This window comes from Sphingobacterium tenebrionis (assembly GCF_037126265.1).
In the GTDB taxonomy this organism is placed as follows: domain Bacteria; phylum Bacteroidota; class Bacteroidia; order Sphingobacteriales; family Sphingobacteriaceae; genus Sphingobacterium; species Sphingobacterium tenebrionis.
Genome location: NZ_JAYLLN010000001.1, coordinates 218,332 through 241,786 on the forward strand (window position 1 = coordinate 218,332; position 23,455 = coordinate 241,786).

Consider the following 23,455-nt stretch of genomic DNA (forward strand, 5'->3'; position numbering starts at 1 on the left):
AGCAAGAAAATGAGCAAACCTATTACCCGTATATCATCCAACGCACCGGTATTTGAGGACAACGATCCGCAAGAGGATCTGATCACCCTGAATATTGGTCCTACCCACCCTGCCACCCATGGTGTATTCCAGAATGTGGTTCAGATTGATGGGGAGCGTATTGTGGGCGGTGTTTCCACCATTGGATACATCCACCGCGCATTTGAAAAAATAGCAGAACATAGACCATATTACCAAATCACGCCATTGACCGACCGTTTGAATTATTGTTCCTCACCGATCAATAATATGGGTTGGCACATGACCGTGGAAAAATTGTTGGATATTGAGATTCCAAAACGTGTGCAGTACATGCGTGTGATCGTGATGGAATTGGCGCGTATTGCCGACCATATTATCTGTAACGGTATCCTTGGTGTGGATACTGGAGCCTTCTCAGGCTTCTTGTACGTGATGCAGGAACGTGAGTTCATCTACGAGATCTACGAAGAGATCTGTGGTGCTCGTTTAACGACCAATATTGGTCGTATCGGTGGTTTTGAGCGTGATTTCAACGATGTTGCCTTTGAAAAAATCAGGGAATTTTTAGTTCGTTTCCCGCCGGTTTTGAAGGAGTTCCAAGAACTGTTTGACAGAAATAGGATCTTTATCGAGCGTACGTCCAATGTAGCCGCGGTTACTCCGGAGCAGGCCTTGGATTACAGCTGGTCGGGACCAATCCTTCGTGCTACAGGAGTGGATTACGATGTTCGTGCGCATTCGCCATACTGTTCCTATGAAGAATTCGATTTTGATATTCCGGTAGGTACCAATGGGGATGTTTATGACCGGTTCATGGTTAGAAACGAAGAAATGTGGCAGTCGATGCGTATCATCGAGCAAGCCTTGGAAAAAATTGAGAAAGAACCGAAAGGGGTATTCCATGCGGATGTACCTGCTTTCTACCTGCCTCCAAAAGAGCAGGTTTATACCAATATGGAGGCCCTGATCTATCACTTTAAAATTGTGATGGGTGAATGGGATGCTCCAAAGGAAGAGGTCTACCAAGCGGTTGAAGGTGCGAATGGTGAACTGGGATTCTATCTGATCAGTGATGGAGGCCGTACGCCATATCGCCTGCACTTCCGCAGACCATCGTTCATCAACTACCAGATGTTTGCACCGATGAGCAGTGGTATGTTGATTTCGGATGCCATTATTAACATGAGTAGTTTAAATGTAATTGCAGGAGAATTAGATGCTTAGTGTAAAAGAAAATATGATCGTTGAGTTTTCAGCGGATCTATTGAAACAGTTTTCGGAGGTCGTAAGTCGTTATCCTGAAGGAAAACAAAAATCGGCACTTCTCCCAATCCTGCATATCGTACAAGCAGAATACGGATGGTTAAGTGTAGATGCGATGGAAAAAGTAGCGTTGTTTTTGAACATCCAGCCTATCGAGGTTTTCGAGGTGGCTACTTTTTATACCATGTTTCTATTACAACCATCAGGAAAATTTCTTTTAGAGGTTTGTCGTACCGGACCTTGTTGTCTGGTAGGGGCCGAAAAGATCATGGACCACCTGGAACAGAAGTTAGGTGTAAAAGAAGGCGAAGTTACCCCGGATGGGCTATTTGCCTGGAGAGGGGTAGAATGTTTGGCGGCATGTGGTTTTGGACCTGTGCTTCAGATCGGTCCAAGCTATACCTTCTATGAAAACCTAACGGTTGAAAGTGTGGATCAACTAATCAGCGATTTAACCAATAAATCAAAAAACGAGGCTTAGTATCATGGGACGCAAGTTATTATTAGAACATATCAATGTGCCAGGAATCAATACCCTAGCGGTTTACCGCGAAAAAGGAGGGTATAGAGCCGTTGAAAAGGCCTTGAAGAGCATGTCTCCAGAAGATGTGGTGGAAGAGGTAAAGAAATCAGGGCTTCGTGGTCGTGGTGGGGCAGGATTCCCTACCGGTATGAAATGGAGTTTCTTGGCGAAACCTGAAGGTGTGCCGCGTTATTTGGTTTGTAATGGTGATGAATCGGAACCAGGTACATTCAAAGACCGATATTTAATGACCTATATTCCCCATGCATTGATCGAAGGAATGATCGTTTCGAGTTATGCATTGGGCGCAAATACTTCCTATATCTATATCCGTGGCGAGATGATGCCACAGATCAGGATCATGGAAAAGGCGATTGAGGAAGCAAAGGCAGCTGGTTATCTAGGAAAGAATATTCTGGGTACAGGTTATGACCTGGAAATTTATGTACAACCGGGAGGGGGTGCCTATATCTGTGGTGAAGAGACCGCGCTGTTGGAATCATTGGAAGGGAAACGTGGAAATCCAAGGATCAAGCCGCCATTCCCAGCCGTTGCCGGACTTTACAATTGCCCTACTGTAGTAAATAACGTAGAATCAATTGCTGCTACCGTTCCAATCGTGAATGATGGTGGTGAAGAATATGCAAAAATCGGTATTGAACGCAGTACTGGAACAAAATTGATCTCCGCATCTGGTAATTTGGTTAAACCAGGGGTGTATGAAATCGAAATGGGTCTTCCGGTAGAAGAGTTCATCTATTCGGATGAATACTGTGGGGGTATTGCCAATGGTAAGCGCCTGAAGGCTGTTGTAGCCGGAGGTTCTTCCGTTCCAATCCTTCCTGCGAACCTGATCACACATACCATCAATGGAAATCCGAGGTTGATGACCTATGAGTCATTGGCTGATGGAGGTTTTGTGAGTGGTACGGCGATGGGATCGGGCGGTTTCATTGCGTTTGATGAGGATCAATGTATCGTGAGAAATACCTACAACTATACCCGTTTCTACCGTCATGAAAGCTGTGGACAATGTTCACCATGTCGTGAAGGAACTGGATGGATGGAGAAGATCCTATACAAGATCGAGCATGGACATGGAAGCATGGAAGATGTGGATCTGTTATGGGAAATCCAGCGTAAGATTGAAGGGAATACGATCTGTCCTTTGGGAGATGCGGCAGCATGGCCTGTAGCGGCAGCGATCCGTCATTTCAGGGATGAATTTGAATGGCATATCCTGCATCCACAAGAAGCACAGCAACGTAATTATGGTTTAGCGCATTATGCCGATCCTTTGGTTCCCGTAACGGAATAAATAGGATCTTGATTTAAGAAGGATTATAATGGCAGAAGAAATACAAAAATTTAAGGTTACAATAGACGGGATCACCATTGATGTTGATCCTGGAACAACCATATTGAATGCGGCAAGACAGATCGGTGGAGAGATTGTACCTCCGGCGATGTGTTATTACTCCAAGTTGGAAGGCTCTGGAGGAAAGTGCCGTACCTGTTTAGTGAAAGTGAGCAAGGGATCAGAAAAGGACCCGCGCCCTATGCCTAAATTGGTCGCATCGTGTAGAACTACCGTAATGGATGGCATGGAAGTGCTGAACATCACGGCACCAGAAGTGGTAGAAGCTAGAAAAGCCGTGGTGGAGATGTTATTGATCAACCACCCTCTGGATTGTCCGGTTTGTGACCAAGCAGGTGAATGTAAGCTACAGGATTTAGGGTATGAACATGGCGCGCTACAACAGCGCTATGAATTTGAAAGAAGAACATTTGAGCGCATTGATATAGGCGATAAGATCCAACTGCATATGAATCGTTGTATTCTATGTTATCGTTGTGTTTTTGTGGCCAACCAATTGACGGAGAAAAGAGAACATGGAATCCTGAACAGAGGAGACCATGCCGAGATCTCTACGTTCATCCATCAGGCATTGGATCATGATTTCATAGGTAATGTGATCGATGTATGTCCTGTTGGAGCATTGACCGATAAAACCTTCCGTTTCAAGAACCGAGTATGGTTCACCAAACCGGTAAATGCGCATTGTAACTGCAGCAAATGTTCCGGAAAGGTAACATTATGGTACAAAGGTACCGATGTAATTCGTGTTACGGCTCGTAAGGATGAGTTTGATGAGGTCGAAGAGTTTATCTGTAATGAGTGTCGTTTCGAGCGCAAGCATACGGATGATTGGGTATTGGAAGAACCAACCAAGGTAAGCGACCAATCGGTAATCGCTTCCAATCATTATGAGGCATTCAACCCACCTGCGGTGATCAAGAATGATCCGCAATTGAAGGAGGCGAATGTGGAACAGTTAGCAAGATCAGAAAAATTGAAATAAGCAAGGGAAATGGATACAGCCTTTATTATTGAAAAATTAATATTAGTAGTCATTGTATTTGTCATCACGTTGGTGATCGCTATGTACTCTACCTTGGCCGAGCGTAAGATCGCCGGTTTTATGCAGGATCGTCATGGTCCGGATCGTGCAGGGCTCTTCGGGATACTTCAACCATTATGCGATGGTGGTAAATTCTTCTTTAAAGAAGAGATTATCCCTGCAGGTGCACATAAATCCCTGTTTATTCTTGGTCCTACCCTGGCCATTATCACGGCCTGTATCAGTTCGGCAGTGATTCCGTGGGGACAGACCCTAACCATCGGTGATCGTTCAATCTTATTGCAGGTAGCAGATGTAAACATCGGCGTATTATACATTTTTGGGGTTATTGCCTTAGGTGTGTATGGTATAATGTTAGGAGGATGGGCATCAAACAATAAATTCTCTTTAATGGGAGCTATCCGTGCAGCATCTCAGAGTATCAGTTATGAGATTGCGATGGGACTTTCCATCATCGCTTTATTGATGGTTACCCAGACTTTATCCATTGGAGAAATCGTAGCACAGCAATCAGGCTTTGTCAATTGGAATATATGGGCACAACCTTTAGGATTCCTGATTTTCATGACCTGTGCATTCGCTGAATGTAACCGCGTGCCTTTTGACTTACCGGAGTGTGAGACCGAGTTAGTAGGTGGTTACCATACAGAATATTCGTCCATGAAATTAGGATTGTACATGTTCTCGGAGTACATCAATATGTTCGTTTCATCATCCCTGATGGCGGCTTTGTATTTCGGAGGCTATAACTTCCCATTCATGTATGATTTAGGTCTTTCGGAAAACTGGATCACCATTATCGGTACCCTGGTTTTCTTCCTTAAGATATTTGGTTTTATATTTTTCTTCATGTGGATCCGTTGGACCCTTCCGAGATTTCGTTATGATCAATTGATGAATCTAGGATGGAAGATGTTGATCCCATTGGCCATTGCGAACATCGTTCTGACCGGGATCATCACGATTGTGAAGGATACATATTTTAATTAGCGGGGGTATTATGCAGTCATTATCGAATAGAAAAAAAGTATTAGAACAAAAACCGATGAGCTTTTGGGAGCGGATCTATCTTCCTGCGATCGCCAAAGGCTTATCCATCACCATAAAACACTTCTTCAAGAAGATCCCTACGATCAAGTATCCGGAGGAGATCCGTCCTTATTCAAAGAACTTCAGGGGACAGCACTCCCTAAAACGCGATGAATTAGGAAGAGAACGTTGTACCGCTTGTGGTCTTTGTGCCTTGTCCTGTCCGGCCGAGGCCATTACTATGACCGCTGGTGAAAGACAAAAAGGAGAAGAGAACCTTTACCGAGAAGAGAAATACGCCGTGGTATATGAAATAAACATGTTGCGCTGCATTTTCTGTGGTCTATGTGAAGAGGCATGTCCGAAAGAGGCCATTTATCTGGATGGAAAACATGTTACAGCCGATTATTTAAGAAAGGATTTTATTTATGGTAAGGACAAATTGTTGGAACCAAAATTTGATATCACCAAATTGTCTTCATCAACATCAAATAATTAACCTATGACTATTTTTTATTTTGTAGCCTTTTTGTCCATTTTCTTTGCGTTGATGACCATCTTCACAAAAAATCCGGTACATAGTGTGCTATATTTAGTAATTACATTTTTCACCTTTACCGTTCATTATATTTTATTGAATGCCCAGTTCCTGGCTGTGGTCAATTTTATTGTGTACATGGGAGCCATTATGGTTTTGTTCCTTTTCGTACTGATGCTTTTGAACCTGAACAAGGATACGGAGCCTATGAAATCCAATTTGGTGAAGTTCATGGGCGCTATTGCAGGGATGTGTCTATTGGCTACCTTCCTAGGAGCATTCAAGGTAATTGAAACAGATAATGGGATGGTGCAAGCGCATGAGAACATCGGTTTGGTGAAGAACCTGGGTAAGGTATTGTTCAGCGATTTCTTACTTCCATTTGAGATTTCCTCTATCCTGTTGTTGACAGCGATGGTAGGAGCGGTATTATTGGCTAAAAAAGAACCAAGAGTAAAACATGGATAGTCTTTTTCAAAATATGCAGGGGATTCCCATGAATCATTATTTGATTTTCTGCAGTATTATTTTTGTCATTGGGGTTATTGGGGTGTTGATCCGCAGGAATGTGATCATCATCATGATGTCTATTGAGTTGATGCTGAACTCCGTGAACCTTTTGTTAGCGGCCTTTTCGGCATACAGTGGAGATCCTAGTGGACAAGTGTTTGTATTCTTTATCATGGCTTTGGCCGCGGCGGAAGTGGCGGTTGGTTTGGCCATCATCATTATGGTGTACAGAAACACAAAATCGGTGGATATAGAATCCCTTAGTAAATTAAGGTGGTAGTATTAGAATATTAGATTGCTATTAGATATGATTGAATTAATTTGGACAATACCTTTAATACCACTTTTGGGATTTGTGGTCTTGGGATTATTGAGAAATCAACTTCCTAGACCTGTAATTGCCGTTATTGGTTGTGGGGTGATCCTGGGATCCTTTTTATTGAGCTGTGGAATCTTTAAGGAGGTATATGATGCAAGACAATTAGGAGAGAGTGGCGTATTCTCGAAAGAGATCTTCAATTGGTTTACCGTAGGTAGCTTTAGTTTGAACCTGAGCTTTTTGGTAGATCCATTAAGTGCCATCATGCTATTGATCATTACAGGAGTAGGGTTTTTGATACACCTCTATTCTTCCTGCTATATGTTGCATGACGATGGTTTTGGAAAGTATTTTTCCTACCTGAATCTATTTATCTTTTTCATGTTGCTGTTGGTATTGGGCTCCAATTACCTGGTGATGTTCATCGGCTGGGAAGGGGTTGGACTATGTTCTTACCTATTGATCGGTTTCTGGTTCAAGAACAGTAGCTATGCCAAAGCAGCTAAGAAAGCATTTGTGATGAACAGAATCGGTGATCTGGGTTTCCTGATCGCGATATTCTTTATCCTGGCGAATTTCGGTTCCTTGGAATACAGCGAAGTATTGCCAAAGGCGGCTTTATTGCCGATGGGCGATAGTTTGCTGCTGGTGATTACCTTATTGCTATTTGTGGCAGCTACAGGTAAATCGGCTCAGATTCCATTGTTTACCTGGTTACCGGATGCGATGGCTGGTCCGACCCCGGTTTCTGCCTTGATCCACGCCGCGACGATGGTTACAGCGGGTATCTATATGATCGCCAGATCCAATATCATGTTTACCCTTTCACCAATCACCATGGAGGTCATTGCGATTATCGGGGTAGCTACAGCATTGATCGCTGCTTTCATTGCGATCACACAAAACGATATCAAAAAAGTATTGGCCTATTCTACGGTTTCGCAGTTGGGCTATATGTTCTTAGGTTTGGGAGTGGGTGCTTTTACGGGCGCATTTTTCCACGTATTGACCCATGCCTTTTTCAAAGCCCTGTTATTCTTGGGTGCCGGTTCTGTTATCCATGCCATGAGCAGTGAACAGGATATGCGCTCCATGGGCGGTTTGAAGAAAGCCTTGCCGATTACCTTCATCACCATGATGATCGGTACAGTGGCGATCGCCGGTATTCCACCGCTTTCCGGTTTCTTCTCTAAGGATGAGATCTTGGCCTATGCCTTTGTGTCCAACCATGTTTTCTGGGTCTTAGGTTTCTTAGGGGCACTATGTACGGCCTTTTATATGTTCCGTTTGATGTACCTGACTTTCTACGGAAAATTCCGTGGTACCAAGGAACAGGAGCATCATTTACATGAATCGCCTTGGCAGATGACCCTTCCATTAATCATCTTGGCAATCTTATCGTTTGTAGGCGGAGCATTGAATATCCCAGAAGCTTTAGGAGGCGGACATTGGTTGAAAGAATTTTTAAGTCCGGTATTTGCGCAGACCAATGCAGTGGCTACGCCATTTGAACTGTCGCACAGTACCGAATATATCCTGATGGCGGCTTCGGCTATTGGAGCTATCATCATGGCTTTCGTAGCTTATCAGAAATACGTGAAGAAAGAAGATATCCCTCAAGCTGATGGAGCAACCGAACAATCCGGTCTCTACAAACTATCCTACAACAAACTGTATGTGGATGAATTGTACGCCGCGTTATTTGTAAAACCATTGAACGGCCTTTCGAAATTCTTCCACCGTGTAGTGGAGAAATCAGGCGTTGATGGTTTGGTAAATGGCATCGGAGATTTATTCGTTTCTTCGGGCAAAGGCGTTCGCCAATTACAGAGCGGACATGTAGGGTTTTATATTTTCATGATGGTGATTGGAGTTATTGCCTTCATGCTTTACGGATTATTTACAATCTAGAACAGAATTTTAGGAATCAATGGATAACCTTTTTATACTGCTTTTATTACCTGTCGTAAGTGCCATCATTTTGGCATTTATGAAATCAACATCTGCAAAATGGGCAGCTTTTGTATTGGCCTTGCTACAATTGGGCTTGACCATACCATTTATCTGCAATTTTGTGCCAGATGCCAGCGTACAGTTTTCACAATCCTGGAGCTGGATTTCCAACTTGGGCATTAACTTCCATGTTGGATTGGATGGCATAAGCCTACCGATGTTGATCTTAACCAATGGGTTGATCCCGTTGATCATCCTGGCGAGTTTCGGACATCAGAAAACTGGAAATTTCTATGCCCTGATCTCCTTTATGCAGGCTGGTTTGGTCTTGGTATTTATTTCTTTGGATGCTTTCTCCTTTTATATAGGATGGGAAGCTGCCTTAATACCGATCTATTTTATCTGTGCCTTATGGGGCGAGGGCGATCGTATCCGCATCAACATGAAGTTTTTCGTGTATACCTTCTTCGGAAGTTTATTGATGTTGATCGCCATCATCTATCTATACCAACAATCAGGAACGAAAGATCTTTCATGGACTACCCTGACGCAATTAAGCTTAACAGAAGGATCCCAACGTTGGATATTCTGGGCATTCTTTGCGGCATTTGCCATTAAGATTCCTTTGTTCCCATTCCATTCTTGGCAGCCTGATACCTACACCCATGCACCAGCAGCGGGAACCATGCTGTTATCCGGGATCATGTTGAAAATGGGTCTTTTTGGATTATTGCGTTGGTTACTTCCTTTGGTACCTGATGCCGTAGCGAGCTATGGTATGGTGGCCATGATCATGAGTTTGATCGGAGTAGTCTATGGTTCCATCATCGCTTTCAAGATGAATGATGCGAAACGCTTGATCGCCTATTCATCCATTGCGCACGTAGGTCTAATTTCTGCTGGTATTTTCTCCTTCAGCCAAGAAGGATTGCAAGGTGCGGTTCTTCAGATGATCAACCACGGTATTTCGGTGGTGGGTCTTTTCTTTATCATCGATGTGATCCAACAGCGATTGGGCACGAGGGATCTAAAGGAATTGGGAGGATTAGCGACAAAGATGCCTATCCTAGCCATCTGCTTTCTGATCATCCTAATGGGAGCGATCGGTTTACCATTGACCAATGGTTTCATCGGTGAATTCTTATTGTTGAAAGGGATCTTCTCCACAGCCGAGCATGGCGTTTGGTATGCCGTAATCGGAGGTACGACCCTGATCTTTGGAGCTGTCTATATGTTGCGCTTTTTCCAAAAAGCCATGCTGGGAACTGCTCAAAAGGATGTTTTGGATATTCAGGATGTAAGAGGATATGAAGCGTTATTGCTGATCATCATCAGTGCATTGGTTATTATTATCGGTGTTTTCCCGAACTGCTTATTGCATCTTTCGGAGGCATCGGTAAGTCAATTATTACAACAAATTAAATAAAACAGGATTAACAAGATATTATGAGTGCGATTATCACACTTTCTCTATTAGGTATACTTATTTTGTATTTGGGTTTGTACAAGGCCAAAAATGCATTGTTGCCTGTTAGCATTTTAGGATTGGTTGCAGCTTTAGGCTTAGAGATCTATGCTTGGAACCAAACGGCAGAACCATTGTACAAAGGCATGGTCTTATTTGACCATTTTGCACTTTCGTTTTCCATTGTCTGTATTTCATTGACAATCCTTATCCTATTCCTTTCCAAGGAGTACTTTAAAGCGATCTCTGATAATATTGCAGAATATTATACCCTGATCCTCTTTTCCCTGACCGGTGCTTTGATGGTATGTTCCTACCATAATTTTGCGATGCTGTTCATTGGGTTAGAGATCATGTCCGTAGCCTTGTACATCTTGGTGGGTATCCGCAGAAAAGACAAAGCTTCGAATGAAGCTTCCCTGAAGTACTTTTTGATGGGTGCATTCTCCACCGGTTTCTTATTGTTCGGTATTACCCTATTGTATGGTTCAACAGGTTCATTTGACCTGGCGGCCATCAAACAATATATCTTAGATAATCCAACCTCTGTTTCGCCGATGTTCTACGCGGGGATCCTGTTGTTGTTGGTAGGTCTATGTTTCAAAGTAGGTGTGGCTCCTTTCCACTTCTGGACGCCAGATGTGTATGATGGGGCACCGATCTTGATCACCAGCTTTATGAGTACCGTGGTGAAGATTGCCTCTTTCGCTGGTTTCTTACGTCTGTTCAGTACCGTATTGGTTCCATTGAACGAATTCTGGACACCTGTGCTGATGACCGTAGTGATCATTACCCTTTTCGTTGGTAATATCTCGGCCTTGATGCAGACCAGCTTTAAGCGTATGATGGCTTATTCCAGCATTTCCCAAGCGGGTTATATGTTGTTTGCCATCCTTTCCATTGGACCTAATTCTGCCTCTGGTATCCTGACCTATTCCATGGCGTATGGCTTGGCATCCGTGATCGCTTTTGGTGCTTTGATCCTGGTGAAGAGATATGTGGGTTCGGACCAATTTGAATCCTTTAATGGATTGGGAAAAACAAATCCAGGTCTTGCATTTGCCGTAACCGTGGGTATGCTATCCTTAGCTGGTATTCCTTTGACCGCTGGTTTTATCGGTAAGTTCATGATGTTCAGTAATGTGATGAATGATTACCATACCGTCTTATTGGTATTGGCGGCAATCAATGCTGCGATAGGGGTTTATTATTACCTACGCGTGGTGGTGCACATGTATTTTATGAAACCATCCGAAGAGCATGTGGTAAGTTTACCAATTAATTTCAAAGTGGTGTTTATCGTTGCAGTGATTTTAACTATCATTTTAGGTGTCTATCCGAATGCAGTAGTCGCACTGATCTAGCTACTTAGGCTTCAGAATTAAATTAAACAGAATATTTTGGGAAAGCACAACATAAAAGTTGTGCTTTTTTCGTTTAATAATTTGAACTTTCACAACAAATTGTATCTTTATAAAGTTCCAGTTTTTATTATGAGGAGTGTCCGATTCTTTTGGGTTTTTTGTGTTTTTTTAGGCGTTCTATGCACTGCATGGGGCAACTTGATGGCGCAATCCCTCATTACGGGCAAAGTGGTAGATATGGAAACAGGGAAGGCCATTGCGGGTGCAACGGTAACCAACCTAAACAGTAGGGAAGCCACTTCTACCGATAGTTTGGGTATCTTCCGATTAAAACGCCCTCAATCTTCCAATAATTTTCTGTTTAGGGCCCTAGGCTATAAAAACCTACGGACTCCTGCGGTTTTGGATTCCCTCCCGGATTCCATCGCTTGGATCATCGAATTGGATCCAGACGAAAACGCCATCGAGACTATTACCATTACCCATCGGGGAAAATACAGCAACAGGAACAATAAAGCGGTGGAGCTGATCGACCTGGTGATCCGCCATAAACATCAGAACCGTCTGACCGGAAAGGACAGTCTGCAGTTTCAACAATATGATAAACTGAAGTTCGGCTTTGTTGATCCTAAACCGACCATTCGCAAAGGTATCCTGGACCTGAAGTTTCTTTTCCAGAACATCGATACCCTCAGTCAGCCTGGAAAGAAATTATTGGCGATGTACCAGGAGGAAAGCAACGCCCATGTGTATGGGAAAAGGAACCCATCAAAATTCAAGAAACAGATCTATAGCCAGAAGAAAACGGAGTTTGACCAACGCTATATCAACAATCCCAACATTCAGGAATTCATGAACTATATGTTCCAGCAGGTGGATGTCTACGATGAATCCATCTATCTCTTGAATAAACAGTTCTTAAGTCCGATTGCAGACAATGGGAAGCTCTATTATAAGTATTATGTGGTAGATACCATTTTCAACAAGGAAGGGTATTTCATCAAATTGGATTTTGAACCAAGGAATACGCAGGACCTGCTGTTTTCGGGGACTTTGGAGATCAGTATGGATGGATCCTATGCGGTAAAGCAGGCTAATCTTAAGCTGAGCAGGAATGCCAATGTGAACTGGATCAAGGAGGCAGAGATCAAATTTCATTATCGGAAGGATGCCAGTGGGGTGATGCTTTCGGATACGACCAAAACATTTTTTACCCTTGGTGTCGGAAAATCGGAAACCCTATTTGCAGAACGTTTCAGTATTAATGACTCCTATAAGCTGAATGCGGCATTTCCAACGGGGGTATTTCAGGGTGCTCCAGTGGAGGTCTTAACCACTGCTGATGAAGTGGTCCCTGAAAGACCCGTCGCCCTGAATATTTACGAGAACAAAACCTATGAGAACATTGAGACCTTAAACAATAAGAAGAGTTTTAAGTCGATGTTGGCTGTGGGTTATCTGATTGCCCAAGGATATTATAATTTGGGGATGTTTGAATTAGGTCCTTTGGAATACCTGTATAGCAGGAATAATATTGAAGGCAACCGCTTTCGTTTAGGTGGTCGAACCACGCAACTGTTGACCGATAAGGCTTATTTTGAAGGTTATCTGGCTTATGGATCGGATGATGCCCGGTTCAAATATTTCCTGAAATCTGCTGTTACGCTGAATGGAAAATCGGTCGTGAACTTTCCTGCCCATTACCTGGAAGCATCGGTTCAAAATGATATCCTGGAGCCAGGCATGCAGATATCCTATCTGAAAGGGGATAGTTTCTTCCGTTCGATAAGGAGTAACCGCCCTACCAAATGGTTTGATACCCGTGGCTACCAGCTCCAACATGTCATCGAGTTTGGAAACCATGTGAGTGTGACTTCCGGTTTTACCCATATGGATAGGCAAACCGTTGGTGATCTTCGCTTGGAAAGTTCTGCAGATCCGAATCAATTGTTGACCAATATTTCGACCAATGAAGTCCAAGTTGATCTGCGCTGGGCGCCCTATGAGAAATTCTACTATAGGAATTTGACCAGAAACACCATCAAAGAAAAACATCCGGTATTCAATTTGAAATATACCCATAGCTTGGATGGTTTCTGGAACAGTAATTACAAATATGAGAAATTGGTTGCTTCTGCTTCCAAGCGTTTTTTCCTGAACCAATTGGGGTTTGCGGATGTACGTTTGGTCGGAGGGAAGATCTGGGGAACTCTACCTTATCCGTTGTTGGAAATCCCTAATCTCCGACAGAAGGATGACCGTCATAAGATTGATTTCGATATGATGAATTCTATGGAATTTGTTGCCGATCAATATGTGAAATTCAGTATTGACCATGAACTTCAGGGATTTCTGTTCAATAAGATCCCTTTGATCAAGAAATTGAATCTAAGAGAGGTATGGGGGGCTCAGATGTTCTACGGTAAATTGAGCGATCGCAACAACCCATACCTGAGTGATGAGGTAGTACATTTTGACAGGGATGCCGATGGGCAATTATTGACCTATGTGTTGGATCGCGCACCTTATTGGGAAGGAACTGTCGGAATTGATAATATCCTGAACGTATTGAAGGTGGAATACGTGAAAAGATTGACCTATGAGGATGCTCCACGGGCCAGAGGAGACCGCTTTCGAGTATCCATCAATATTAATTTTTAAAACTAAAAGGAGCATATCCTTGATATAGATTTTAATTGTTCACAAACTATTCATTAATAATATGGAGAATTTTCAAAATATTGTCGTGGAGATTGTTGATCAGACTGCAGTGGTCCGCATCAACCGCGAGTCGAAATTAAATGCACTCAATAAAGAAACGATCGCTGAGCTTAAGCATGCCGTAGCATCACTCGCTGAAAACAATGAAGTGAGGGGCTTGGTGCTAACAGGCACTGGGCCTAAGGCTTTTGTAGCGGGAGCAGATATTCAGGAATTCTTGGCAAAATCCAAGGCAGAGGCGATGGAGCTCTCGGCTTTTGGCCATGAATTGATGGATCGATTGGCGAATTTTCCAAAGCCGGTCATTGCTGCCGTCAACGGTTTTGCTTTAGGTGGTGGTTTGGAGTTGGCGATGGCCTGTCATATCCGTATTGCCTCATCGAACGCTAAAATGGGCTTGCCCGAAGTCTCTTTAGGACTGATCCCTGGCTATGGGGGAACGCAAAGGCTGCCCCAATTGGTTGGAAAGGCAAAAGCCTTGGAAATGATGTTAAGTGGAGAGATGATCGATGCTGCCGATGCGCATAAGTGGGGTCTGGTGAATAAGGTGGTGGAGCAGGAGGTTTTAATGGAAGAGGTTTATTCTCTTTTGAATAAGATGTATGCCAAATCGCGGAATGCCATTGCAACAGCGATTGAAGTGGTCAATACCGGTTTTAATGCAGAGCAGGATGGTTATAAGGCAGAGATCAATGCGTTTGGTCAGTGCTTTGGTTCGGATGATTTTAAGGAGGGGGTTTCTGCCTTCTTGGAAAAAAGAAAGCCTGATTTTAAATAAGAAAGATTAAAAATTATATAAACCACCAAAAATTAGGTAAGCGGCAACAAACAAAAAGGCTTTATAAATTGTATCTATTCTTACAGTTTTCAATTATTACCATTATTTAATTTTTAAGGTCATTTTATGAGTTTAAATGATGTTTTTTCACAAAAGGAACGGAATATCATTATTCTGCTTATCATTATTGTTTTAGGTGGGATAATCCTATATGCCACTTCCGGTATATTCGGTGCTTTTCTGGGCACAATGGTAATGTATACCCTTTTCCGAAATCTCAACATTTTTTTCATTGAGAAATGGGGCTGGCCAAAGCCCTTATCTTCTGTGGTGATCATTGTTATCTCCATCTTCATCATTGTCCTCCCATTCGTAGGTATAGGGAAAATGTTGTTCGATAAAGCGATCGAACTGCAGCAAAATCCGCAATGGATCCAACGAACGATGGATGCGATCGATCGTTTTGCTGGAGATAAACTCGGACAACCTGACCTTATCGAAAAGCAGCTGGAGGCCAGTTCGGCCTATGCGGGTAAACTACTGACCTCTACCCTTAGTGGGGCCGCGAATGTGTTCCTTGAAGTCACTGTCATGTATTTTCTATTGTACTTCCTTTTTGTCAATTATAAAGGCTTTGAGGGGAGTATCGTCCATTATATGCCTTTTGATGATGAGAATGCCGTAGTATTTGGCGAGGAACTGAAGAACATCACCTATTCGAATATTATTGGGCAGACTTTCATTGCCATTGTTCAGGGCTTGTGCCTGGCCATAGGCTTTTACATCTTCGGTGCCAAAGACCCCATATTCTGGGGGGTAATCTGTGCTATTCTTTCCTTCATTCCTTTGCTTGGTCCGCCATTGATCTTTGTGCCTGCAGCCGTTATTCTTTTAACAGAAGGCCACAACTGGCAAGGGATTGGCCTACTGATCTGGGGATTCGGCCTGGTGATCAATATCGATAATGTGCTACGTTTGGTAATTGCGAAAAAAGTAGGTGATATACATCCCATTATTACCGTTGTCGGGGTAATTATCGGTATTCCTCTGTTTGGGTTGATGGGGCTTGTGTATGGACCTTTGTTATTGGCGTATTTTCTGATTGCCGTTAGGATCTATAAAAGCAATAAAAGGCTCTCTCTGAAGAAAGATCAATTGCAGGAAACCTTGAATGAGGCGCCTTAGATTTAGATGGTAGATTTCATTCTCCTTCTGTCACGTACCCGAGCATGTATTCATTAAAACGTTCATAGAATACCCGGAATGGCGTTTGCTCACCATCTTTTTGAAGCCAAAGTCTCATGGTTCCTTGGGGGTGGTAATTGAATGGTAGGATGCGCATGTCTTCCAAAAAGGAGACTCCTTTATTGCCCTGAAGTTTATATACGGCTTCTTTTGCGCACCAACAGGCATACAGCTGGTCAATTTCATCTGCTGGCTTAATGAACCCCAATTCATCAGGCTTAAGGAATTTGTTCTTGATACGGACAACCTTTTCCTTAACGATCTCCAGGTCGATCCCACACCTCCCTTTCAGGCTCAGCATTACCCCTGCATAATCATAGGAATGGGTCAGGGAAATCTCATATGGGAAATCGGGAAGATAGGGTTTGCCATTAGCGTCCGAAGGACAATTGATGTAATCCGGTGTCTGCAGCAAATACCTCAACAAAACCCTTGTCGCCAACCAATGTAAACTACGTTTTCCCTTCGCCAAACTGCGGAGTTTTGCTCTCTCGCGGTCATCCAACTGCAGAAAGCTCACCAGTTCTTCCTCTGATTCTTCAATTTTCCATAAGGCGATGCGACTGTTTTCGTCGAGTTCTTTGAGATATGCTAAGGCCATATGCAAATATAGCTGTTTTAGTATTTAGATCGAGGACTGATGGCCTTTTGATTTTTAGTCGATAACCTTTTAATATCTATTCGGATGGATGTGTATAAGTTTGGTTCATTCTGAGAATAGGACGAAAGTAATGTAAAAGTTTGTGTTTTACTACCGGGCGCCTATTTTGGGCTTTTACATTGGTTTGGCCATACTTGAAGCTCGATTGCAGTTCGAAAAGAGGGTTTGACGATAAGGAAACGGCATGGAAATTCTAAGAACAGCATCTCCTATTGTCAATGCTGTTGCGAATGTGTATTTTTGAATCCCGCTTAATGGCAGGGTATTAGCTCAAACTTATGATTTTATCGGATAAAAGGATTTTAGAGGAGATAGACAAAGGAAGTATTGTCATCGAACCATTTGATAGGAAGTGTTTAGGGACCAATTCCTATGATGTGCATTTAGGTAAATACCTTGCTACGTACAAAGATGAGGTGTTGGATGCAAGGAAACACAATGAGATCGACCATTTTGAGGTCCCTGCAGAAGGTTATGTTCTGATGCCTGGAACCTTATACCTTGGCGTTACACTGGAATATACTGAGACCCATGGCCATGTCCCATTTTTGGAAGGGAAATCCAGTACAGGTCGGTTAGGGATTGATATCCATGCTACAGCCGGAAAAGGGGATGTAGGTTTCTGCAATACTTGGACCTTAGAGATTTCAGTAGCCCAACCGGTGCGTGTATATGCAGGCATGCCGATCGGGCAGTTGATTTATTTTGTGGTGGAAGGTGAAATCGAAACTTTTTACAACAGTAAAGGAAATGCCAAATATAATAGCAAAACCATCAGGCCAGTAGAAAGCATGATGTGGAAAAATGCCTTTTAGTTCGTATTTCTTATTAATACCCCACACCGGATCTTCTTGGTTGTCTGATGGCAGGCCAGTCAGCTGGTTTCCCATCAGGACCTTTCGGTAGAATCCTTTTTTCCCGGTTTACCAATTCTGGTTCTTCGGAAGCTTTATAGGTGAGCACGGCCGTTAAGATCACATTGGAGATCAGATCATCAAAAACCAATTTATCGTAGGTATCCAAGTTGGTATGCCAGGTATTATTGAAATATCCCCATGATAGGGAGCTCAACATAAATCCCGGTACTCCGGCAGCCACAAAAGAGGCATGGTCAGATCCTCCACCACCGGGAGAACCTGGGAAGTCTGTTTTGATATCCTTGGTCACTTCACGTGGAACAGCCGCTAACCATCTGCCCATAAAATCATAGGCATGTACAAATCCAGAACCATTGATGTTGGCTACCCGACCTGTTCCATTGTCCAGGTTGAATACCGCTTGTGTCTTTTCGATAATGGCTGGATTATCCAATACAAAGGAGCGCGATCCATTTAGTCCTTGTTCTTCGCTTCCCCAAAGACCGATCAGGATGCTGCGTTTCGGGTTGGGTAATACTTTTTTCAAAACACGCGCAACCTCCATCATGGCAATGGTTCCTGTGCCGTTATCTGTAGCGCCGGATCCACCTTCCCAAGAGTCTAAATGGGCGGAAAGAATGATGTATTCATCTGGGAATTGAGATCCTTTTATTTCAGCTATGGTGTTGAAGGAAGGGACATTTCCGAGATGTTTTGAGGAGGTTTCTACCTTAATCTTTGGGGCATAGCCTTTTTCTGCCAAACGGTATAACATCCCATAATCTTCTAAAGAGATGTCAAGGGAAGGAACTTTATGCGATCTTGCACCGAATATCTTGTTTGCTCCGAATTCCATGGACCAGTAGCTTGTCAGGATGCCCACTGCTCCCGCTTCTTCCAAAACGGAAGGAATGGAATTGGTTTGCAGGCCTGTTGCCCTGATGCGGGCGTTCCAGGCCCGGTTCAAGGAATCGCGATTTTTCTGCATTTTCTCGATCGATTCTGGAGTTCCAAATTCTTTCCAATTGGCATCTGGGCGTCCGGTAGGTTGCGGCATGGATATCATGACGTATTTTCCTTTGACCTGAGGTAGCCATTGGCGGAAAGAAATGGAATCTTTAATGTCCGGTAACGCAATAACTTCTGCCTCGACCGCTTTTCCTTTGGTTGTGGGGCTCCAGGCAAGTTGGGTTCCCGCCAAGGATTTTGCACGAGGATGGGTCATATCGATATGGGAGATCCCCCTTTCCCAACCATGCCATTCGCCAAATTGTTGGTTCCTGGCTTCAATTCCCCAATTTTGGAAGGTTTTCAATGCCCATTCATTGGCTTTGGTCATTCCTGGAGTTCCGACCAAACGCGGGCCTACCACATCCAACAGCTCAAAAGCCAATTGTTCCAATTGGGAATTCCCTTTGGCTTCCTGAACGATTTTTTCAACGATAGGGTCTAATTTTTGCGGAGCCATCTGGCCACGCTGTGCGGATGCAGGGTTGATGAATCCTGCGCCAGTCAAGGTCAATCCTGTAAAAAGGAAAACAGTGGAAACCCGCCTGACGCGGAATATAAATTTTGTAATCATAATGGTTAGAATTTGGGTAAACCCCTAATTTCGCCAAAATAATTCGCTAAAGCAAAGCATATCCGATCTGTTAAGTTAACGATCTAATTTTCAATGTATTACCCCATTCTCCAAGCTTTGTATTGATTGATCAAGGCATTGGTAGAAGAGTCATGGCTACTGATTTCTTCGTTCCCTTTCAATTCTGGAAGGATTTTATTGGCCAATTGTTTTCCAAGCTCCACACCCCATTGATCAAAACTGAAAATATTCCAGATCACCCCTTGGACAAAAATCTTGTGCTCATATAGTGCGATCAGCGTGCCAAGGGTCTTTGGTGTTAGCTTCTTGATCAGTATGGAATTGGTAGGTCTATTGCCTTCAAAAACCTTGAAGTTTTTCAATTCATCAATCTCACCTACCGATTTACCAGCATTTTTTAATTCTCCGACCACCTCTTCTTCGCTTTTGCCATTCATCAATGCCTCTGTTTGGGCAAAGAAATTGGACAGTAAAAGCTCCTGGTGGCTGCCAAGTGGATTGTGGGAGATGGCGGCCGCAATAAAATCACAGGGGATCATTTTTGTTCCCTGGTGGATCAATTGGTAGAAGGCATGCTGGCCATTAGTGCCCGGCTCTCCCCAAATAATAGGTCCGGTTTGATAGTCCACCCGATTACCATTTCTATCGATATATTTGCCATTACTTTCCATATCGCCCTGTTGGAAATAAGCCGCAAAACGGTGCAGGTATTGGTCATACGGTAAGATGGCGTGGCTTTCTGCATCATAGAAATTGTTGTACCAGATACCCAACAAAGCCATGATTAAAGGAATATTGCCTTCAAATTCTGTGTTTCTAAAATGCTCATCAGCTTCGAAGGCACCTAAAAGAAGGGATTCAAAATTGTCATACCCTACGGAAAGGCAGATGGATAGCCCGATTGCGGACCATAAGGAATATCGGCCCCCTACCCAATCCCAGAATCCGAACATGTTCGCCGTGTCAATCCCAAAATCGGCCACTCCCTTTTCATTCGTGCTCAAGGCAGCAAAGTGTTTCGCCACCTCCGTATCCTCGGCTCCAGTCTCAAGGAACCATTCCTTTGCTGAATTGGCATTCGCCATGGTTTCTTGGGTGGTAAAGGTCTTTGAAGCAATCAAAAACAAAGTGGTCTCGGGATTTAGGTTCTTTAAAGTTTCAGCAATATGGGATCCATCAACATTGGAAACAAAATGCACGTTCAATCGGGTCTTGTAAGCTCTTAAGGCCTCTGTCACCATGACCGGACCTAGATCTGAACCTCCGATGCCTATGTTTACAACATCCGTTATATCCCGTCCGGTAAAGCCCTTCCATACTCCTGATATCACGCGGTCTGTAAAATCCTTCATCCTCGCCAATACTTCGCGGACCTGGGGCATCACATCATTTCCATCGACAAGAATCGGGCGATCGGATTGGTTTCTCAGCGCCGTATGTAACACCTCCCTTCCTTCTGTTTCGTTGATTTTTTCTCCATTGAACATCGCCTCGATAGCATCTTTCAATTGACATTCTCTTGCCAATTGCATCAACAGTGCCATGGTCTGCTCATCGATTCTGTTCTTGGAATAATCAAAAAGGATATCTCCGAGCCGTATGGAGAATTTATGAAAACGCTGGGGATCTTCCGCAAAAAGTTCCTTAAGGCTTTTTTCGTTGATATCGATAAAATGATCTGCTAAATATTTATAAGCTTGGGTGGTCGTAAAGTCTATTTTTGGTAACATATGTCGATTGATTTTCTTCAAATATAAGGATTAACAGCCTATCAATGGACAATTTTGTAGTATCTTTGTTCTATCAATTACATTTCAAATGTATAGAAAAAACATTATTTTGAATAATTGGGGCAAACTCATCGCTTCCTCCATGCTAACTGCTATCATCTGTTCTATATTAGCACTTTCCTTAAAGCATTTTACAGAGTTTTTTGAAGAAACGGTATTCCATTTTGTTGAACAACGCAACACCTGGCTCTTTATCCTATTGCCCACCATTGGTACCACCGCGATATATTTTTTGCGTAAATACCTATTTCAAGGAAGAAAAAACAAAGGGATCACCGAGATATATAAAACATTATATGCCCGACGGGAGCATCTTCCTTTATTTAAGGTGGCATCCCATTACATCAATGGATTCTTAACCGTTGTCTTTGGGGGTTCAACAGGCGTGGAGGTTTCCACTGTTGTGGCTTCCGCTACTGTTGGGAATGCCATGTACCAGCGAAAAATTGCCGCAAAAAAATACAAGATAGAACTGATCTGTGCAGCTGTCACAGCAGGAGTAGGTGTGTTGTTTGTAAACCCTATGGTGGGATTTCTCTTTTCCATGGAAGTTATCCACCGAGGTTGGACAAAAACAAAAATCATCGCCTGTTCTATTGCTGCGGTTGTTTCCCTGTGTATTATCCTGCTTTTTAATGAACAATCGATGTTTCAGGTAGCCGTAAATCATTGGTCCTATAATGCGATACCCTTTATGCTGTTATTATCCATTTTGGCAGCTTTCTTAGCGGTATATTTCACCTTCATGGCTATTAAGGTGAAATCATTCTTTGGCAATATCAACAATAATTTTGTCCGTGTAAATCTTGGAGCCATTACCGTTGGACTCTTTATATTCGCCATTCCGGCGCTCTATGGCGACAGCTACCATGGGTTAAAAGAGGTGCTGCATGCAGGTACAATCTCTTGGGGAATGTTGATTCTCGTGGTATTATTGAAGCCGATCGCCGCTTCGCTTACCTTGGGTGCCGGTGGAGATGGTGGAGTTTTTGCACCGAGTATCGTGGCTGGAGGATTTCTTGGATTATTGGTCTGCTACTTGGGGAATACCTTTTTTGGACTTGATTTGGTGCCGATCAACTTTCTGGTCATAGGTGCTGCAGTAGCGCTTTCAGCGGCCATATTCGCGCCTTGGACAGCCGCTATTCTAGCTTGCTCATTAGCGCCAAATGCGTTCGTATTGATTGGTCCATTAGTGATCTGCTGCTTTATTTCCTGGCAATTGGCGAAAAAAATTCTTCCCTATAATGTTTATACCTATGAATTTCATAGGTAAGTTCCATTTTATTTTATCTTTGTGGTATGACCAAGGAACAAATACAAGACTTGAGGGATCGATTGGCATCCCTGAGGAGGCATCTTTGACATTGATGCCAAAAAAGAAGAGATAGATCGTGATACCCAGATCACGCTTCAACCTGATTTTTGGGATGATCCCAAAGCAGCAGAAAAAGTATTACACGCGATAAAGAACCATAAAGTTTGGACCGATCAATTTGATGCGGTAACGGCTTCTGTGGAAGATACAGGGGTATTGTACGAGTTTTTCCAGGCTGGAGATGCAACGGATAAGGAATTGGAGGAGCAATACCAGATTGCTCTTTCGGATATCGAAGAACTGGAGTTCAAGAACATGTTGAGTGCAGAGGAAGATCAGTTGGATGCAATTCTTCAGATCACTGCCGGGGCCGGGGGGACGGAATCCTGTGATTGGGCAGCCATGTTGATGCGTATGTATATCATGTGGGGCGAAAAACACGGTTGTAAGGTAACGGAGCAGGATTATCAAGAAGGAGATGTGGCGGGGATCAAGACCGTGACCCTTCAGTTTTCCGGTAACTTCGCTTACGGCTACCTGAAAGGAGAAAATGGCGTGCACCGTTTGGTCCGTATTTCACCGTTCGATTCCAATGGTAAAAGACACACCTCTTTTGCTTCGGTCTATGTTTATCCCCTGGTGGATGATAATATTGAAATTGAAATCAAGGATTCGGAGATCGAGTGGGATACCTTTAGGGCAGGTGGTGCTGGTGGACAGAACGTGAACAAAGTAGAAACGGCGGTTCGATTGCACCATAAACCAACCGGCATCATCATCAAGAATCAGGAGTCCCGATCACAATTACAGAACAAGGAAAATGCAATGAGGTTGTTAAAGTCCCAATTGTACGAGATCGAGATGCGCAAGCGCCAGGAGGCTACAGCTGCCATAGAGGGCTCCAAGAAGAAGATTGAATGGGGATCCCAGATCAGAAATTATGTACTTCACCCTTACAAGCTTATCAAAGACCTTAGGACGAATGTGGAAACTTCCAACACCCAATCTGTACTTGATGGAGATCTTGACAGTTTCCTAAAAGCCTTTCTCATGGAATTTGGGGGATAAAATTTT

The 23,455-nt window shown here is 43.3% G+C and carries 20 protein-coding genes; 17 read left to right on the plus strand and 3 right to left on the minus strand.

Annotated elements, in window-relative coordinates; translation table 11 throughout:
• The first annotated feature begins 9 nt into the window (after window positions 1-9).
• The 14 genes from VJ786_RS00975 to VJ786_RS01040 all read left to right on the plus strand — a co-directional run bounded on the left by VJ786_RS00975 (window position 10) and on the right by VJ786_RS01040 (window position 16,092).
• A complete protein-coding gene (locus VJ786_RS00975) occupies window positions 10-1,245 on the plus strand; it encodes an NADH-quinone oxidoreductase subunit D (RefSeq protein ID WP_209023082.1) in 1,236 nt (411 codons plus the stop codon).
• A complete protein-coding gene (locus VJ786_RS00980; protein ID WP_336557071.1) occupies window positions 1,238-1,765 on the plus strand; it encodes an NADH-quinone oxidoreductase subunit NuoE family protein in 528 nt (175 codons plus the stop codon). Before VJ786_RS00975 ends, VJ786_RS00980 begins: the two co-directional genes overlap by 8 nt.
• Before the next feature lie 4 nt (window positions 1,766-1,769).
• Complete coding sequence (gene nuoF, locus VJ786_RS00985; protein WP_099364990.1) at window positions 1,770-3,125, plus strand: NADH-quinone oxidoreductase subunit NuoF; 1,356 nt, start codon at window positions 1,770-1,772, stop codon at window positions 3,123-3,125.
• 28 nt (window positions 3,126-3,153) lie between these two features.
• Entirely contained in the window at window positions 3,154-4,170 is a 1,017-nt protein-coding gene (locus tag VJ786_RS00990) for an NADH-quinone oxidoreductase subunit G (RefSeq protein ID WP_134778243.1), read from the plus strand.
• Between the two features lie 9 nt (window positions 4,171-4,179).
• Entirely contained in the window at window positions 4,180-5,220 is a 1,041-nt protein-coding gene (gene nuoH / locus VJ786_RS00995) for an NADH-quinone oxidoreductase subunit NuoH (RefSeq protein ID WP_134778242.1), read from the plus strand.
• A 10-nt stretch (window positions 5,221-5,230) separates the two neighbouring features.
• Window positions 5,231-5,758: a NuoI/complex I 23 kDa subunit family protein gene (locus VJ786_RS01000; RefSeq protein ID WP_099364987.1), complete on the plus strand. Its 528-nt coding sequence runs from the start codon at window positions 5,231-5,233 to the stop codon at window positions 5,756-5,758.
• A gap of 3 nt (window positions 5,759-5,761) precedes the next feature.
• Window positions 5,762-6,265: an NADH-quinone oxidoreductase subunit J family protein gene (locus VJ786_RS01005; RefSeq protein WP_099364986.1), complete on the plus strand. Its 504-nt coding sequence runs from the start codon at window positions 5,762-5,764 to the stop codon at window positions 6,263-6,265.
• Window positions 6,258-6,587, plus strand: a complete 330-nt coding sequence (nuoK, locus tag VJ786_RS01010) for an NADH-quinone oxidoreductase subunit NuoK (RefSeq protein WP_099364985.1) — start codon at window positions 6,258-6,260, stop codon at window positions 6,585-6,587. Before VJ786_RS01005 ends, nuoK begins: the two co-directional genes overlap by 8 nt.
• A 27-nt stretch (window positions 6,588-6,614) precedes the next feature.
• Window positions 6,615-8,537 (plus strand): NADH-quinone oxidoreductase subunit L, encoded by a 1,923-nt coding sequence (gene nuoL, locus VJ786_RS01015; RefSeq protein WP_336557072.1) that lies wholly within the window; start codon window positions 6,615-6,617, stop codon window positions 8,535-8,537.
• Between the two features lie 19 nt (window positions 8,538-8,556).
• A complete protein-coding gene (locus VJ786_RS01020) occupies window positions 8,557-10,005 on the plus strand; it encodes a complex I subunit 4 family protein (RefSeq protein WP_134778240.1) in 1,449 nt (482 codons plus the stop codon).
• 20 nt (window positions 10,006-10,025) lie between these two features.
• Complete coding sequence (locus VJ786_RS01025; RefSeq protein WP_336557073.1) at window positions 10,026-11,408, plus strand: NADH-quinone oxidoreductase subunit N; 1,383 nt, start codon at window positions 10,026-10,028, stop codon at window positions 11,406-11,408.
• Window positions 11,409-11,609: 201 nt separating this feature from the next.
• Entirely contained in the window at window positions 11,610-14,069 is a 2,460-nt protein-coding gene (locus VJ786_RS01030) for a DUF5686 family protein (protein WP_336557074.1), read from the plus strand.
• Window positions 14,070-14,130: 61 nt separating this feature from the next.
• Window positions 14,131-14,907 (plus strand): enoyl-CoA hydratase/isomerase family protein, encoded by a 777-nt coding sequence (locus VJ786_RS01035; protein ID WP_336557075.1) that lies wholly within the window; start codon window positions 14,131-14,133, stop codon window positions 14,905-14,907.
• Window positions 14,908-15,033: 126 nt separating this feature from the next.
• Entirely contained in the window at window positions 15,034-16,092 is a 1,059-nt protein-coding gene (locus VJ786_RS01040) for an AI-2E family transporter (protein ID WP_336557076.1), read from the plus strand.
• 16 nt (window positions 16,093-16,108) lie between these two features.
• Here the strand turns inward: VJ786_RS01040 and VJ786_RS01045 are convergent, their stop codons facing one another.
• The gene (locus VJ786_RS01045; RefSeq protein WP_336557077.1) at window positions 16,109-16,753 is read right to left on the minus strand and encodes a 4'-phosphopantetheinyl transferase family protein; all 645 of its coding nucleotides are present in this window, start codon (window positions 16,751-16,753) and stop codon (window positions 16,109-16,111) included.
• 338 nt (window positions 16,754-17,091) lie between these two features.
• Between VJ786_RS01045 and dcd the strand changes: the two genes are divergently transcribed.
• Entirely contained in the window at window positions 17,092-17,628 is a 537-nt protein-coding gene (gene dcd, locus VJ786_RS01050) for a dCTP deaminase (protein WP_134778234.1), read from the plus strand.
• A gap of 13 nt (window positions 17,629-17,641) precedes the next feature.
• Here the strand turns inward: dcd and VJ786_RS01055 are convergent, their stop codons facing one another.
• Both VJ786_RS01055 and pgi read right to left on the minus strand, forming a co-directional pair.
• Entirely contained in the window at window positions 17,642-19,252 is a 1,611-nt protein-coding gene (locus tag VJ786_RS01055; protein ID WP_209023081.1) for a M20/M25/M40 family metallo-hydrolase, read from the minus strand.
• Between the two features lie 98 nt (window positions 19,253-19,350).
• The gene (pgi, locus tag VJ786_RS01060) at window positions 19,351-21,003 is read right to left on the minus strand and encodes a glucose-6-phosphate isomerase (RefSeq protein ID WP_336557078.1); all 1,653 of its coding nucleotides are present in this window, start codon (window positions 21,001-21,003) and stop codon (window positions 19,351-19,353) included.
• An 88-nt stretch (window positions 21,004-21,091) separates the two neighbouring features.
• Here pgi and VJ786_RS01065 point away from each other — a divergent pair, with 88 nt between their 5' ends.
• Both VJ786_RS01065 and prfB read left to right on the plus strand, forming a co-directional pair.
• Window positions 21,092-22,339, plus strand: a complete 1,248-nt coding sequence (locus VJ786_RS01065) for a chloride channel protein (protein WP_336557079.1) — start codon at window positions 21,092-21,094, stop codon at window positions 22,337-22,339.
• Window positions 22,340-22,365: 26 nt separating this feature from the next.
• A protein-coding gene (gene prfB, locus VJ786_RS01070) for a peptide chain release factor 2 (RefSeq protein WP_134778231.1) occupies window positions 22,366-23,449 on the plus strand; the annotation gives its coding sequence in 2 pieces (ribosomal slippage) (window positions 22,366-22,425 and window positions 22,427-23,449; 1,083 coding nt in all).
• Window positions 23,450-23,455 lie beyond the last annotated feature (6 nt).